Raw genomic sequence first — 12,809 nt, 5'->3', positions numbered from 1 at the left:
CCGTGAGCCACCACACCAGCTCGTTGAATGGCATGGCCACGATCTCGGCCGCCGAGAACCCGGTCTCTTTGGCTACCCGTTTGGCCAGCGTTTTCAACGTGGTCGCATCAAACGCCGTCGTCCTGGACCAGACGAAAATAACCGGCCTGCAGGCGCATGTAGTCGACCAGCTTGAGCGCCATCAGATCCGTCTCCGGAGTCTGGGTCAGCGAGGAAAACAACGACATCTCACGTTTTTCTTCATCGCCATTGCAGGTGGCCTGCGCGGCCCGGATATCGCGCACGCAGGGGGCACGCATCGTCATGCTGTCGACCAGCACGCCGGAGAGTTCGGTCGGGTATTTGAGCTGGATGCGAAAGCCGTCTTCGGTGAGTTGCAGCCACTTGGGCAGCGTGTCTTTTGCCGTTGCTTGAGTCATGCTGATTTTTCCTTAGAGGCCCAGGGCCGAACGTTCTTCCGCCAGTTGATCGACGCCATCGACCACCAGCACCATGCCGACCATGTCGATCTCGTAAATCAACCGACCATCGACTTCGAGCTTGTAATAGGTCAGCGCCATGTTGTGTTTGCTCTCGGCCTTTTCACCAGCTTTCCAGTCGCCCATGTCGACCTCCTTGATACCGCCACGCATGGTGACGATGACCGGGGTGACCTTGCCCTTGAGGCCCTTGAACGAGCCGCGGAACACGGCGTTGCACGCGGTACGGTCCGAGAGGCCGAACCACTTCAAGGCCTCGCGGCGCACGCCGTTGGTGGTGAACCCGGCTTCGAGTTTTTCAACGCCGGTCGGGATCTCGATTTCGCCGGCCATGCCGCCGCCCCGGTAGGTTTCGGTTTTCAGTACCACCTTGGGCAGGGTGAGACTCGGCATCTCACCGGAAAAACTCACACCGTCGATAAACCCGGCGCAGTTGGACAGAACTTCAGGAATCATCAGGTGGCCTCCTTAGGCGGCTTCAAGCACTTCGGTCATCCATTCGTTGGTGACTTCAAAGAGGAAATTCGGGTTCTCGGCCGGTGGTACATCGGTGAAGCGGATGCGCCAATACACCTTGCCCTGCTCGATCTGGCTGGCCGTGTTCAACTCATGATCCGGGTACACCTCGAAGTTGATCACTGCGCCCTGGGTCTTCAGGTCGCGCATGAACGCCTCCAGACCGTCAGTGACGTCCTTGACGTAGGTCTTGGTGATCGAGCGGTCAACAGCCCACTTGTGAGCGGCCTGTACCGCGTCCATGAGAATGAACAGCGTGCGCACGCGGGTAACGAATGCCCACTTCGGATCGCTCGACAGTGTGCGGTTGCCCCACAGGCGGAAACCGTCGTCGCGAATGATCGTGGTGATATTGGCGTTGTTGAGCAGGTTGGCCCGGCAGGTCTCGTCGCCGTCCAGGTACTCAACGGCTCGGGTGGTGCCGGTGATGCCTACAAACTCCTTGTTCGACGGCGAGGCCCAAAAGCCATAGGTCGCGTCGGTCCAGGCGAACAAGCCCGCCGTCCAGGCCGAGCCCGGCGCATTCACCGTTTCACTGATATCGGTGTCCCAGAACTGCACGCCGGGGTCGACCATGAACAGGTTGCGGCTGCCGAAGTTGGCCGCGTAGGCCATGGCGGCCTCATCGGTGGTGCTAGGGCCGTCGATGATGCCAAGGGCGCGCAGCTTCTGCGCTAGACCATCGATGGCGGTGGCCACTGCCTGCGTGGCCGAATGCCCGGGCGCGATCAGCAGCCGCGGCTGGGCGTTGAACAGGCTTTTGCCGTCGAGCAATGCCTGCAGGCCGGTCCGCTGACCCGAAGCCAGGACACCGCCGATGATTGCCGAGGTCTGCAGCGCCGGGTCGTCCAGCTTCGGCACGCCGATGGCCACGATCACGGCCTTGGCTTTTTTGTAGATCGCCTGGCAGGCCTGGGTGATCGCCGCACCGGCGCCGAAGGCGGCGATGGCTTCGCGCTCGGTGGTGATCAATTGCAGCTCGCCAGCCTTGGCGGTGCCGCCACCGATCACGCCCGGGGTGAAGGTGTCGCACAACCCGATGATCGAGGACGACGGCAACGAGATGGTGCGTGCGCCAGTATCGACCGAAGTGGTCGTGACGCCGTGAAAGAAACTCATAAGGTTCACTCTCCAGAAAGCGAAAGACCGCGCCCGGCGCGGTCTTCTGCACAAACAAAAACGCCCCGACAATGCGGGGCGCTCAAGGCGGTGAATCAGGGGTTAGGCAGCGTTGCCAACCCCTACAATGCTCTCGCGGATGTCCGCGATCGCGGTGTCAGCCAGCGCCTCGGCGGCGTCGTGACTGGTAGCCTTGAGCACCCGCTGCTTACCCTTCAGGCGGGCCGCACGGATCGCGTACAGCGCCGCCTGCCAGGCATCAGCCTCGGCAATGATGCCGTCGGCCGCCGCGCGTGGCTCCAGCTCGGCAGCCTCGGCCCAGGCCTGCACCGACGGCGGCATGTCGCCGGTATAGCCCGCAGCGGCAAAGGCCTTGGCTTCGACAGCCGCCCGCTCATATTCCAGAGCGCGCAACGAGTCGCCCAACACGGCGACCCGCGCCGCGTCTGCTGCTTGGTCAACTTGCTGAGCGGCAGCGACGAGAGCGGCCGCCAAGGGCAGCTCCGAAAAGGCAAAGCCGACATAGCTTTGGCCACCATGAACGACGTTGATGTTTTGCAGTTGCATAAGGTGCACTCCGTCTCGGCGGGATTAAAGGGTCGTCAGGTTAGTGGTGACTTGCGACAGGGTATTGCTGGCGACGCCGGCACCCACGGTACTGACATATTTGCCCGCAAAATCACTCGGGAACGTCACGCCGTAGCAGCCCAGCGCCAACACAGAAGCCGAGATACCCACCAGGGCGCCGTAAAAGTCCGACGCCTTGGTCACGACCACGGTTTGCAACATCACGCCCAACACGGGTGGCATGTTCGACGCGGCGTTGGTTTTGATAAAGCTACAGACCCGGGTGATGGTCGGTGCCGGCGCTTGCCCGGCCACCGATGGCAACACCAAATCCACGTTGCGCAGCTCCACGTTACTGGATTGGCTATAGAAAATCAGACTCGCCATCTGCGTGGTTGAGTCATTGGCCAGGAAATACTGCGGGCGCAATTTGGGCGTGACACCCGACGTGACAGCGTTGTAACCAAAAATCACCAGGTACGCGCACAGGACCGGGACGTTCACTGTGAACGTGTAGTCGCTCAGCAAGTTGATAGTGCATTGGCCACTGGCCGGCGTTGACGAAATTGCCTTGTTGAGGGTCTTAAACGGCGCCGCCAGGGTGTTACCGGCGTTGGCGTCATTGCCGTTAACCTGATCGACAAACCAAGTGCGGCTGGTTTCGGGGACACCGGCAATAGCGGCAGCGAGGGCTGCGTCGATTGCCGTTTTTTTACCGTTGTAAGTGGTGATCAGGGTATTGGTTGCCGACACCAGGTCAGCAATCTGCGATTCGAGACTCATAGGACTCAAACTCCAAGGGTGGTTTTAGAGAAAAGGTTTTGCAGGTTGATCAACCCGGTGGCGTTGGCCGCGATGGCGGTCAACAGACCGTCACGGTCGGAATCCTGCCGCTGCTCAGCGGCCCTCATCCGGTCCATCAGGTTGGCAATTTGCTGACCTTCCAACTGGTGCAACTGTGCCTGACTGTCGAGCGCGTCCTGCTGCTTCTGGTCGCGCAACATGCCGGCGATGCTCGCCGTCGCCAGCGCGGCCAGCTCAGCCGACAGCGTCAGGTTCAAGCCCGCCCCGGTCGAGGTGATGGTGACGCTGTTCGCTGGCAACGCCGTCAGCGACAAGTCGTAGGCCAGCAGCAGCTCGGCGTTAGCCGACTTGTAAGTCAGCGCCTCGGTGGGATGCGACCAGACGGCGAGCAAAGTCCCATCGGACAGCAGAAAGCCCACCTCACGCGCCCAATAGGCTTTGGTATCGTCGGCCACCGCCGTGACGTGGATCAGGGTGTCGCTCAGGCGCTGGCCATCGGAAATGGCGTATTTCGCCACTTGGGTACGCAACGCGGTCTGCGTGTTGACGGGGGTATAGCCGGTGGTGCCCACCACGATGTGCGTAATTTCGGCCGCCACACCGGTATTGTCAGCGCGCCAAATGGCGGCCAACCCGGCCTTGGTGATCAGGGGTTGCAACGGGGTACTCATACGAGGACGGCCTCCATAGTGGCGCGAACGACGATACGGGTGCGGTACGCGTTAGCGACCGCAAAGCCCTGTTCTGCTTGAATGGGAACGCCCAGCAGCTCGGCGCATTGGTGAATGACACAACGAACGCTGGACGCATTGGCCAGCCCCAGGACTTGCTCGGCGGTGTCCATCGGCACGCCTTGTGCCTCCAGCGTCCGGCGCTCCAGCTGCCGCGCCTGGCTGGCATTGGCCAACCGCAAGCCACCGTCAAACCGTGCGCCGACCTTGAGCGCGTAATGGCTACGTTCGTTTTTGGTCGCGTCGACCAGGGCCTTGAGCCGCTGAAACAACTGCGCCGACAGAATCGACCCTTCGCCGCCCCGGTTGTCGTTGGCCCAGGCGATCAGCTCGAAGGTGTAGGGAACGGCACCGGGGATCTGCGTCCATTCCTTGAAGTCGGCATTCACACCGACCGCCTTCAGCACCCGGCGCACCGCGCCCACCGTGCCCTTGCGCTTGTGAACCGGGATCGACTCCCGAATCAGGGCGCGCTGCTGTTCCTCGGTATCGGCGACCTCCCAGCCCTCGACCGACATGGCCCAGGCGAGCCAGGGCAGGAAGTCGACCGGACAGCGCGCCGAGTCGGCCACGCCCCGGATAATTTCCGGGTCAATACCCAGGTCGCAGGCGGTCGCCAGTGCCCGCTCCAGCGGCGTGCTGTTATGCGGCAATAACTGGCTCATGGCGCGGCCACTCCGGTAACGGTCATCGCGGTGCAGTTCGGGTAATGCCGCTTGTCACAGATCACGTCGGCCGTGGGCTGGGTCAGCACCACCCGCCGCACGCCGGTGACGTGCAGCGCGGCGTAGATAGCCGATAGCGACATTTCCCCTTTCAGCGCCCTGGCTTGCGCCACGGCCGCCACCAAAGCGGCCCTGGCTGTCGCCAGCACCACCTCCCGCGAGGGGCCGTCCTGGATTTCCAACTGGGCGACCACGCTGAAGTCGCTCGGCTGGCCCAACTGACTCCGGGGCCGATCCGTGATCGGCCGGACATCCTCGGCCGACAGCGCCGCCTGCACCGTGGCCACCAGCTCCGCCGGCGCGACAGTGCTGTCAGGAATTGGCAGCACCGCCAGCGACACGTCACCCGGCAACGGATCGCTCAGACCGGCTGCGTAGTCGCACACCAGCACGATGGCCCCGGCCGGCATCTGCGCCTTGACGGCCTCACTGACCGCCACCGCCTTGAAGGTCGGCGAGTCGACCGACACGCTTGCCACGTTGCCCGAGGCAGTCAGCGCGTGGAACTCATACGCGCCACTGCTGCCCGCCACTGACAGGCCCTCCAGCGACAGTTGCGTGCGGTACAACAGCGCGTCGTCCTCTTCCATCACCGCCGCAATCGGCGGAATGGCGTCAGGATCGGCCTCGGTGATCGTTAGCCGCTCAACACCGTAATCGGCGGCGCGGTTTTCCAGATCGGTGCCCCGGGCATAGGCCAGCAAGCTGGCCTTGGCCGCATCGTTGACCCGAGCCCGGCCCAGTAACTTCTGATAGGCCGACAGCTCCAGCAGCTTGACCACCGGATCCGACTCCAGACTGGCCGTCCAGTTGTCGCCCATATCGCGACGAAAGTCAGTCAGCACTTCCTGATAGATATCCTCGAAGTCCAGCGGCTCCAGCACCTCCGGCGCCGGCAGTAACGAAAGATTGATAGTCATGCGCTAATTTCCAGGGTGACGGAGTCGCCCAGGTACTGGCCACGGATCAGGTAATCAATCCTGCCCCCTACCATGGCCACCACCTGGACCCGCTCCAGCTTGATACGCGGCTCCCAGCGACCGATCGCCCGGGCAACCTCGGCCTGTACCGCGCTTTTCCAGCCTTCGGTCACAGGCAGGTCGACAAAGCGCCGTAGCCGGCTGCCGTACTCGGGGCGCATGCGCCGGCTGCCCTCGGGGGTAGTCAGGATGTCCGCCATGGATTGGCGAAGGTGATCGAGGCCCGAGATAGGCAGGCCTGTTTCGCGGTCCATGCCGATCATCTACATCACTCCGCGATCAGTTCGAAGTCGGCCTGCTGATCGAGGAACGCCACCGCGTGGGTGTCGGCCTTCGTTACGGTAACGCGGCCGCGTGCGACGGCCAGGGTGCGTCCCTCGGGCATGATCAGGGTGCGTGACGTGTAAACCTTGTCGCGGTAGGTGACCTCGGCGGTGGTCGATGCCGAGGTGATACGGGTAGCGGTGGATTGATCCAATACCACCGGTTCTTCTTGAGACTTGGCCATGCTTTCTCCAGGTATTAAAAAGCCCGCTCAAGGCGGGCTGGGGTAGAGGGTTATTGCTAATGCGAGTGATGGTTACTGTTGCCGGATGTGTCGATAATCGACCCATCACTGGTGATGTTCTGCGTGACGTGCAACGCTCCGTCGATCTTCACCGGCCCTTTAATGTTCACAGCCGCTTTCAGGTTGATCGTGGTGCTGGTCACCCTGACCGCGTCGTCCGTGACCTCCGCTGTGGTTGCACCGACTTTGATGGTCACGGTCCCGGTCGGCAGGCTGATGCAGTAGCTCTTGGCCTGCCAGTCGTAGACCAGCGAACCACCGTCATCGAAGCGCCAGACTTCGACGTGATCACGGTTGTCAGGCGGCGGACCGCCGTTGCCGTAAAGGCCTGGCACAAACGTGCCCTGAGACACGTCGCCACTGGTGCTGATCAGCGTTCCCTGCTCGCCCAGACTGGGCGCTCGCCAGTGCCGCGCCTTGCCAGCCGCGATGCTGTGCCAGCGGACCCAACTGCTCACCCACTCGCCATCCGAAACGCGGCACACCGGCGGTGAAGCGGCCAGGTCCACCGCCACCACATAACAGCCCTTCACCAGGCCGGCGAGCATGCGGTCATGCTGTGCGCTGGCATAGCTCATGCCAGCGACTCCGGTGAGAAGTACTTGTCCTTGTGGGCCAGGCCCGTCTCCGGATCGATCCCAAACAACAACGTGCCCGGTGGTTGATCCGGCCACGGCCACTGTACTTCGCCGAGGTAGATCTGCTGCGTCCACTCCACCACCCAGACGGTGTAGCCATCCAGTTCGGGTTTGGTCCAGTCCTGCATGGCCTGAACAAACTCGGCTGGCTCGACCGCCACGCCCCAGCTTTGCATGCGTAGCAACACCGCTAGCTGCCCCGCCAGAAACACCGCCTGTTGATGGTGATCCGGCTGAATCGGATCGGTGATTACCCTCGCTTCGAACTTGCAGGCCAGCCCCATTTCACCGGTACCCGGGTCTTGCCCCGGCTCCATCTCCGCCAGCTCGACGAACACCGCCGGCAGACGGATGCGATCTTCGATGTTCGGCCATACGGCCACCGTCTGCACACCCGGCAAATGCGCCTGAATGTACTGCTCGATAACCTGGTAAAACTGCTCAAGGCTGAACGGTTCATCTGCCACGCTATTTCCCCTTCAGGTACTTCTGCAGTTCAAAATTGAATTCCTGCTGCAGGATCTGCAGCAGGCGCTCATCGGCCTTGCGCACCCAGCTTTCGAAATGCGGCCGGGCCTGTTCCAGGGAAACCTTGGCCTTGGCCAGCGGAAAGCGACTGTCGTGTTCGGCAATCCAGCCCGAACTCGCCCCGCCTCGCGCACTGACGGTGCTGTCGGGGTAGTCGTCGGCATTGAAATGCTTGCTGGCCGTGCGGATCCAGATGTCCGCGCTGTTACCGTAGACCTTCTTGTAAAAGGCCCCCTGGTAACGGCGCCCGGCCACCGACACGCCGGAATTGCTCTGTCGGGCGCGACCGATCCGGCTCGCCTCGATGGCATTAAGACCGAACCACAACTTGCCGCTGTTGGCACCGCCGCTGACCGGGTAACTGCGCAGACGCTGACGCACCGCCGCCACCGCAATGCGCTCCTGCCGACCGACCGCACGAGCAATGTGCGTGCGCAGCCAGCCCAGGGTTTTGTTGATCGCCCGTCGCTGGGCAGCAGCGGCCGCTTTTGGTACCAGTTTGGCGAAGTCCTGGAACGCTTGCAGATCCGCTGTCGAAGTCTGCAGCGAGATCATCCCGCCGCCGGCCGAGGGTTTGAAGTGGCTGCCGACACTCATACATGCAACCTCAGAATTAGGGCGACCAGACCGTCACCGCTCGGCTCCAGCTGCAGCAGATCGTAATCACCACCACCGTCCAGTTCCGGCAGCTCAACGCTGACCAGCAGACCTTTCTTCAGATCGTGCGAATCACTGACCCGTATCTCAAACCGGGGCTCTCGCAGCCCCGTGTTGAGCTTGCCGATCTTCGGCTGCAACCAGGGCGCCGAGAACATGCCCAGTACCGGTTCGTCGAAACCCTCGATCCGGGCGGTGTCGCCCAAGGTTTCGAACACCACCGCGTCGACCTCGGCGATCAAATCGCGAAAGCCCACGGTCAGAGCTCCAGCAGGATCTGCGCGAGCGGCCGAGTGCAGAGGTGCAACGGGTTGGATTGAGCCTCGCCGGCCATGCCTTTGTTGAACGGCATCGGCTCGATCTTGCTGTAGTACGGCACGCCCTCGGTGTTGACCGTCTCCATGTAATCCGCCGGGGCAAATACCGAGATGTACAGGTCTGGAACGCCCTCGGGAATCAGCAGCGCCTTGTCGTCATGGATGAAGGTCACGCCCGCGATCTTGCCGCGATAGCGCTCCCAGACGATGCCGCCGAACTCAAAGCTTTCGCGGGCATCACCGCGCAACGCTGCCGCCTGCTGGCTGTTGAGGAACGTCTCCTTGACCGACTTGTGGACGATCAACTTGTTCCAGAAGTTCTTGCCACAGAGTGCCCGGGAGCCGCTGCTGGTGATGCTGCCCAGTGCATCCTCCTGCAGGTCCAACGCGTCACCGCACTTTACCCGTAGCTCGGTATCGGGACTGTTGAGCCCCATGGACATTTTCTTGCGCGTCACGCCGAAGGTTTTGTAGATATCCAACAGCACTGTCGAACCGTCTGCATCAAGGATCTGCCCATTCAGCGCGCCCATGCGTTGAAACTCGTGCGTCGCATCGAGCTGTCGACGCGCTTTGGCCAGGCGTTTGTTGACGACATCCTGCACCGCCTGCAACTCGGAACGGGTACCAAAAGCGCGGATGCCTTGAATCTCATCAGCCTTGATCGCAAAGCGCTGAGGCAGGTGCACGGTATTGAACGGAATCAGGTTGCGCTTGGTGCCAGCGACCACCAAACCGGAGGTTCCACGCTCACCGGCCGGCACCAGCGCCAGGGTATCGCCGTCCTTTTCAATCTGCACCGTTAGGGTGGTGATGCCCTCTTCCTGGAACAAACCGAGGCTGCTGATGCGGCCCGGCAGGTATTCCTGGTCATTGATGGCGGCGGTCAGTGAAGAGACCGAAAACGCGTCATCGTTAAAGATTTCAATGTCAGCCATGAAGCTATCTCCAGAAAGCAAAAAACCCGCACTCGGCGGGTTCGGTAATCAGGGTGATCGTCTTAGCGGACGATCAGAAAATGGGTGGCCAGCGCCTTTTCAGCGGCCGGATCCAGACCGGTGAGATGGACTTCGCTGACCTCGGCCAAACGCACCACGGCACGGCCGCGACGGACCACATCGGATTCGCCCAGTGGGCCGTAGAGAATGGCGATAGGGTTTTCGCTGCCGTCTTCGGCGGTCGGGTTGTACGGGGCGAATTCACCGGTCGCACTCACCAGGCCGAGGATCTGCCCCGGTTCCAGCGCAGGCCCTGCCGCGACGTTGATGGCTTCGCGGGAAATGGTGCCGGCGGCCTCGGACAGGAGGAACTCGCCTGCGTGCATCGGCTCTCGTTGAATCGTCATCGTCTTGCTCCTGTAGCAGATTGGGGTTTAGCGGCGTGCGCGGCTTGGCGTGCCGACCAGATAGAGGGTTGATCGATTTGCTTAGCCTGCACCTTTGGCGGTGGGTCTTCGTCCAGCGGCAGGCTGTTGTCGATTTCAAAGCCCTTACCACTGCCGACAATCTTGTCGAACAACCGCGCCCGAACCGCCGCCGCATCCAGGCCGGCCGCGACGAACTCGACACTGAACTCTGGCAACCGTGCGGCCACACACAGGTCATTCACGGCCTTGGCGCGTATCAGCCCCGCCTGGACGATGTCTTCGCTTTCGAGCTTGGTCGAACTGAGCAACGGCGCCACCAGGTTGCTGATCCCCGCCTCGGCGCAACTCTGGGTAATCATCAGCGCCAATTTCGCCGCATCGATCACCGGCGGCGTCGGAGGCGGATCGTCTGGTTCTAGTTCCGAGTCCGGCTCGGGTAGCTCATCGAGCTGGGCCAGCAACTCGGCCGGTGCATGCTGGTAACGCTGCAGCACGCCACCCTGGCCGAGGCACGCCTTGACCTTGATCCCGTCGCCGACTTCATCGGCCAGCCCCAAGGCCACGGCTTCGTTGGCCGTCAGCCAGGTCTCAGCGGCGACCAGCCGCCGCAACTCGCCCTCATCGATGTCCGGCGCCTTGGCCTTGTAGGCCGCGATGATCGCTTCCATGGTCTGGTCCAGTACGTCGGCCACCTTGCGGAAGTCTTCGGCATCCCCGGCCGCATAGGTCCATGGGTTGTGAATCATCAGCATGGCATTGGCGGCGATCACGACCTTGTGCGCGCCGCAGACCGCGACGCTGGCCGCACTGGCGGCCAACGCATCAATCCGCCCGGTGCAACGCTCGCCCAAGCGCTTCAAGGCGTTGTGCATGGCCAACCCGTCAAACAGGTCGCCGCCGACGCTGTTGAACGCCGCGATCACCTCCGAGACGCCATCGTCCATGGCGCGCAGATCCTGCACGAACTGATTGGCGGTAATGCCCCAGGCACCGATCTCGCCATAGACGAACACCTCGATCACTCGCTCGGCGGCCTCGCCGCTGGCTTGCAGGGCATACCAGGTTTTGTCCTGGACCTGGACCTGCTGGCCCGCCCGGTTGTAAATGCGCGGTCGCGCCTTCTTGCTCATGGTTGCTCCTTGTCGTCGAGCTGCTCGACGGCTTCAAGGGTTGTGTAGTTGAGGCCGAGCTTCGTGGCCCGGGCCAAGTCGGCGGCGTTTTCTGCGTCGACCGTTTCCGCGTCATAGCCGGTGCGCAGGACCATCTCGCTACGCGAGGCAAAGCCCGCCTGTACTTCCATCCGCCGGGCCTGGACGTCCTGCACCGGCTGGATGTAAGCCCAGCCTTGCGGCACCCAACGCGTGCGCAGGTATTCGCGGCGACGCTGTGCGTAATCGTCCAGCACCAGGGCACCCGACAACACGGCCATGTCCATCCAGGCAGCCCGAACCGGGCGGCAGAGCTGGTGGACATAGACGCTGAATTGCAGCTGCTCCAGGCGACGACGAAACTCGTTGAGCACCACCCGCAGCGCCCGGTCGTTGACCTCGCGCATATCGCCCGTGAGGATTTCGTAAGGCGTACCCGTGCCCGCTGCAGCAGCCATCAGCTGCTGCCGCATAAAGTCCGGGTAGTTGTTGCCGGCATCCGGCGGCTTGGAGAACTCGACCTCTTCACCCGGCCCCAGCTCCTGCATCGTGCCGGGCTCCAGCGCCACCATCGGCGTGAAGCCGTCACGGTCCAGGCTCAATGGTTGGCCGGTGACCGGGTCTCTCGGCACCGGTCCGGAGTCCGGCGCCGGCCGACTGATGAAACCGGCAAACAGGTTGGCCACCTCCTGACGGAACAACACCGCATCGTCGTAGTTGTCGAGACTGCGCAGGCGTTTCAGCACCGGTGACAATCGCGGCACGCCGCGCAACTGGCCCGGCTCGACCGGCTCGAAGATATGTAGCACCTGGGTAGCAGGGACCCGCACCAATTGGTTGTAGCCGGCGTTCAGCGACGAGGCATCACGCGGGTGTGACAAGTACATCCAGTACGCCACCCGTTTTCCGCCGGGGGTGAACTCGATCCCGGCGCGGATGATGTTGCCGCTCTTGGTGATCTCGTACTTGTCGTGCGGGACGAACTCCGGCGCCAGCGCCTGAATCTGCAACGGCACCGCCAGCCCCTCATCCAGGCTGCGCGGCCGCAAGCGAACAAAGCACTCACCGGAGGTTTCGACCGTGCGAGCAATCAGTGCCTGCTGACCGTAGAAGTCGGTGCGTTCATCCGCGTCCGACTCATCAACCCAGTCCTCCCACAGTTCCTGCAGCAGCTTGCGCAGGGTTTCGTCGTCGGTCTTGGGTCGTGGCGTGATACCGGTGCCGATCAGGTTGCTGACTCGCTTGTCGATCACGTTGTAGGCATACGGGTCGTTGCGAACCGCCGCCCGCGAACGCGACCGCAAGTTACGCAGTGCCGGGGTGTTGATGCTGTTGATCCCGTTGTCGGGAGCATCCCAGCCAGTAGATCGGCGGCCCTCTCCGGCGCCTTCGTAACTGGCCTTGATGTTCGACGGCAGCAAGAATCCGTTACGGGTCAGCGTCGGATAGGTGCGGGCCATTAGATTCCTTTGCCTCCGTGGTACAGACGAACCACACGCGAGCGCGGCCCGGCAGCGCTGATCAGCGACGTGCGGATTTCTTCGCGAGCCTTGAGCAGCTCGTCGACGGTGCGGTACTCCACGGTGCGGTCGGTGTAGCGCACGGTTTTCTCACCGCGAGCGATGGCCGCCTCAACCGCGTCGAGGTGCTTCTGGGTAAACGACAT

Annotated in this window: 19 protein-coding genes; all 19 read right to left on the bottom strand. The window is 62.5% G+C overall.

The features are described from left to right. Window positions 1-107: 107 nt before the first annotated feature. The 19 genes from HCU66_RS07570 to HCU66_RS07480 all read right to left on the bottom strand — a co-directional run bounded on the left by HCU66_RS07570 (window position 108) and on the right by HCU66_RS07480 (window position 12,809). Window positions 108-419 carry a phage tail assembly protein gene (locus HCU66_RS07570; protein WP_205887892.1) on the bottom strand — a complete coding sequence of 104 codons (312 nt, stop codon included), beginning with the start codon at window positions 417-419 and terminating at the stop codon, window positions 108-110. A 12-nt stretch (window positions 420-431) separates the two neighbouring features. Next, a complete protein-coding gene (locus HCU66_RS07565; protein WP_205887891.1) occupies window positions 432-935 on the bottom strand; it encodes a phage major tail tube protein in 504 nt (167 codons plus the stop codon). A 12-nt stretch (window positions 936-947) separates the two neighbouring features. Next, the gene (locus tag HCU66_RS07560; RefSeq protein WP_205887890.1) at window positions 948-2,114 is read right to left on the bottom strand and encodes a phage tail sheath subtilisin-like domain-containing protein; all 1,167 of its coding nucleotides are present in this window, start codon (window positions 2,112-2,114) and stop codon (window positions 948-950) included. Window positions 2,115-2,216: 102 nt separating this feature from the next. Continuing rightward, window positions 2,217-2,681: a hypothetical protein gene (locus HCU66_RS07555; RefSeq protein ID WP_205887889.1), complete on the bottom strand. Its 465-nt coding sequence runs from the start codon at window positions 2,679-2,681 to the stop codon at window positions 2,217-2,219. 24 nt (window positions 2,682-2,705) lie between these two features. Next, entirely contained in the window at window positions 2,706-3,464 is a 759-nt protein-coding gene (locus HCU66_RS07550) for a hypothetical protein (RefSeq protein ID WP_205887888.1), read from the bottom strand. 5 nt (window positions 3,465-3,469) lie between these two features. Then, the gene (locus HCU66_RS07545) at window positions 3,470-4,156 is read right to left on the bottom strand and encodes a phage tail-collar fiber domain-containing protein (RefSeq protein WP_205887887.1); all 687 of its coding nucleotides are present in this window, start codon (window positions 4,154-4,156) and stop codon (window positions 3,470-3,472) included. After that, window positions 4,153-4,881 carry a phage tail protein I gene (locus HCU66_RS07540; RefSeq protein ID WP_205887886.1) on the bottom strand — a complete coding sequence of 243 codons (729 nt, stop codon included), beginning with the start codon at window positions 4,879-4,881 and terminating at the stop codon, window positions 4,153-4,155. The genes HCU66_RS07545 and HCU66_RS07540 overlap by 4 nt, the downstream gene beginning before the upstream one ends. After that, entirely contained in the window at window positions 4,878-5,861 is a 984-nt protein-coding gene (locus HCU66_RS07535) for a baseplate assembly protein (protein WP_205887885.1), read from the bottom strand. The genes HCU66_RS07540 and HCU66_RS07535 overlap by 4 nt, the downstream gene beginning before the upstream one ends. Then, the gene (locus HCU66_RS07530) at window positions 5,858-6,184 is read right to left on the bottom strand and encodes a GPW/gp25 family protein (protein ID WP_205887884.1); all 327 of its coding nucleotides are present in this window, start codon (window positions 6,182-6,184) and stop codon (window positions 5,858-5,860) included. Before HCU66_RS07530 ends, HCU66_RS07535 begins: the two co-directional genes overlap by 4 nt. A 5-nt stretch (window positions 6,185-6,189) precedes the next feature. Beyond that, the gene (locus tag HCU66_RS07525) at window positions 6,190-6,429 is read right to left on the bottom strand and encodes a hypothetical protein (protein WP_241015403.1); all 240 of its coding nucleotides are present in this window, start codon (window positions 6,427-6,429) and stop codon (window positions 6,190-6,192) included. A gap of 56 nt (window positions 6,430-6,485) precedes the next feature. Then, entirely contained in the window at window positions 6,486-7,067 is a 582-nt protein-coding gene (locus HCU66_RS07520) for a phage baseplate assembly protein V (RefSeq protein ID WP_205887883.1), read from the bottom strand. Continuing rightward, window positions 7,064-7,594 (bottom strand): hypothetical protein, encoded by a 531-nt coding sequence (locus HCU66_RS07515; protein ID WP_205887882.1) that lies wholly within the window; start codon window positions 7,592-7,594, stop codon window positions 7,064-7,066. Before HCU66_RS07515 ends, HCU66_RS07520 begins: the two co-directional genes overlap by 4 nt. Window position 7,595: 1 nt before the next feature. Then, window positions 7,596-8,252 (bottom strand): hypothetical protein, encoded by a 657-nt coding sequence (locus HCU66_RS07510; RefSeq protein WP_205887881.1) that lies wholly within the window; start codon window positions 8,250-8,252, stop codon window positions 7,596-7,598. Beyond that, the gene (locus tag HCU66_RS07505; RefSeq protein WP_205887880.1) at window positions 8,249-8,569 is read right to left on the bottom strand and encodes a head-tail joining protein; all 321 of its coding nucleotides are present in this window, start codon (window positions 8,567-8,569) and stop codon (window positions 8,249-8,251) included. Before HCU66_RS07505 ends, HCU66_RS07510 begins: the two co-directional genes overlap by 4 nt. Window positions 8,570-8,571: 2 nt before the next feature. Beyond that, a complete protein-coding gene (locus tag HCU66_RS07500; protein WP_205887879.1) occupies window positions 8,572-9,567 on the bottom strand; it encodes a major capsid protein in 996 nt (331 codons plus the stop codon). Between the two features lie 62 nt (window positions 9,568-9,629). Further along, window positions 9,630-9,974, bottom strand: coding sequence for a head decoration protein (locus HCU66_RS07495; protein WP_205887878.1), 345 nt, complete (start codon window positions 9,972-9,974; stop codon window positions 9,630-9,632). Then, window positions 9,971-11,125 carry a head maturation protease, ClpP-related gene (locus tag HCU66_RS07490; RefSeq protein ID WP_205887877.1) on the bottom strand — a complete coding sequence of 385 codons (1,155 nt, stop codon included), beginning with the start codon at window positions 11,123-11,125 and terminating at the stop codon, window positions 9,971-9,973. The genes HCU66_RS07495 and HCU66_RS07490 overlap by 4 nt, the downstream gene beginning before the upstream one ends. After that, window positions 11,122-12,603 (bottom strand): phage portal protein, encoded by a 1,482-nt coding sequence (locus HCU66_RS07485; RefSeq protein WP_205887876.1) that lies wholly within the window; start codon window positions 12,601-12,603, stop codon window positions 11,122-11,124. The genes HCU66_RS07490 and HCU66_RS07485 overlap by 4 nt, the downstream gene beginning before the upstream one ends. Continuing rightward, entirely contained in the window at window positions 12,603-12,809 is a 207-nt protein-coding gene (locus HCU66_RS07480) for a phage head-tail joining protein (protein ID WP_205887875.1), read from the bottom strand. The genes HCU66_RS07485 and HCU66_RS07480 overlap by 1 nt, the downstream gene beginning before the upstream one ends.

This window comes from Pseudomonas frederiksbergensis (assembly GCF_017114915.1).
Classification (GTDB): domain Bacteria; phylum Pseudomonadota; class Gammaproteobacteria; order Pseudomonadales; family Pseudomonadaceae; genus Aquipseudomonas; species Aquipseudomonas frederiksbergensis_I.
Note: the sequence above shows the minus strand (reverse complement) of the source record. Positions and strands in the feature narration are given on the sequence as shown.

Bases quoted from the DNA above. Each gene is read 5' to 3' on its own strand.
- HCU66_RS07500 (WP_205887879.1), bottom strand. From the start codon at position 9,567: ATGGCTGACATTGAAATCTTTAACGATGACGCGTTTTCGGTCTCTTCA.
- HCU66_RS07545 (WP_205887887.1), bottom strand. From the start codon at position 4,156: ATGAGTACCCCGTTGCAACCCCTGATCACCAAGGCCGGGTTGGCCGCC.
- HCU66_RS07560 (WP_205887890.1), bottom strand. From the start codon at position 2,114: ATGAGTTTCTTTCACGGCGTCACGACCACTTCGGTCGATACTGGCGCA.
- HCU66_RS07525 (WP_241015403.1), bottom strand. From the start codon at position 6,429: ATGGCCAAGTCTCAAGAAGAACCGGTGGTATTGGATCAATCCACCGCT.
- HCU66_RS07490 (WP_205887877.1), bottom strand. From the start codon at position 11,125: ATGAGCAAGAAGGCGCGACCGCGCATTTACAACCGGGCGGGCCAGCAG.
- HCU66_RS07520 (WP_205887883.1), bottom strand. From the start codon at position 7,067: ATGAGCTATGCCAGCGCACAGCATGACCGCATGCTCGCCGGCCTGGTG.
- HCU66_RS07550 (WP_205887888.1), bottom strand. From the start codon at position 3,464: ATGAGTCTCGAATCGCAGATTGCTGACCTGGTGTCGGCAACCAATACC.
- HCU66_RS07495 (WP_205887878.1), bottom strand. From the start codon at position 9,974: ATGACGATTCAACGAGAGCCGATGCACGCAGGCGAGTTCCTCCTGTCC.
- HCU66_RS07555 (WP_205887889.1), bottom strand. From the start codon at position 2,681: ATGCAACTGCAAAACATCAACGTCGTTCATGGTGGCCAAAGCTATGTC.
- HCU66_RS07510 (WP_205887881.1), bottom strand. From the start codon at position 8,252: ATGAGTGTCGGCAGCCACTTCAAACCCTCGGCCGGCGGCGGGATGATC.
- HCU66_RS07485 (WP_205887876.1), bottom strand. From the start codon at position 12,603: ATGGCCCGCACCTATCCGACGCTGACCCGTAACGGATTCTTGCTGCCG.
- HCU66_RS07480 (WP_205887875.1), bottom strand. From the start codon at position 12,809: ATGTCGTTTACCCAGAAGCACCTCGACGCGGTTGAGGCGGCCATCGCT.
- HCU66_RS07540 (WP_205887886.1), bottom strand. From the start codon at position 4,881: ATGAGCCAGTTATTGCCGCATAACAGCACGCCGCTGGAGCGGGCACTG.
- HCU66_RS07535 (WP_205887885.1), bottom strand. From the start codon at position 5,861: ATGACTATCAATCTTTCGTTACTGCCGGCGCCGGAGGTGCTGGAGCCG.
- HCU66_RS07570 (WP_205887892.1), bottom strand. From the start codon at position 419: ATGACTCAAGCAACGGCAAAAGACACGCTGCCCAAGTGGCTGCAACTC.
- HCU66_RS07530 (WP_205887884.1), bottom strand. From the start codon at position 6,184: ATGATCGGCATGGACCGCGAAACAGGCCTGCCTATCTCGGGCCTCGAT.
- HCU66_RS07565 (WP_205887891.1), bottom strand. From the start codon at position 935: ATGATTCCTGAAGTTCTGTCCAACTGCGCCGGGTTTATCGACGGTGTG.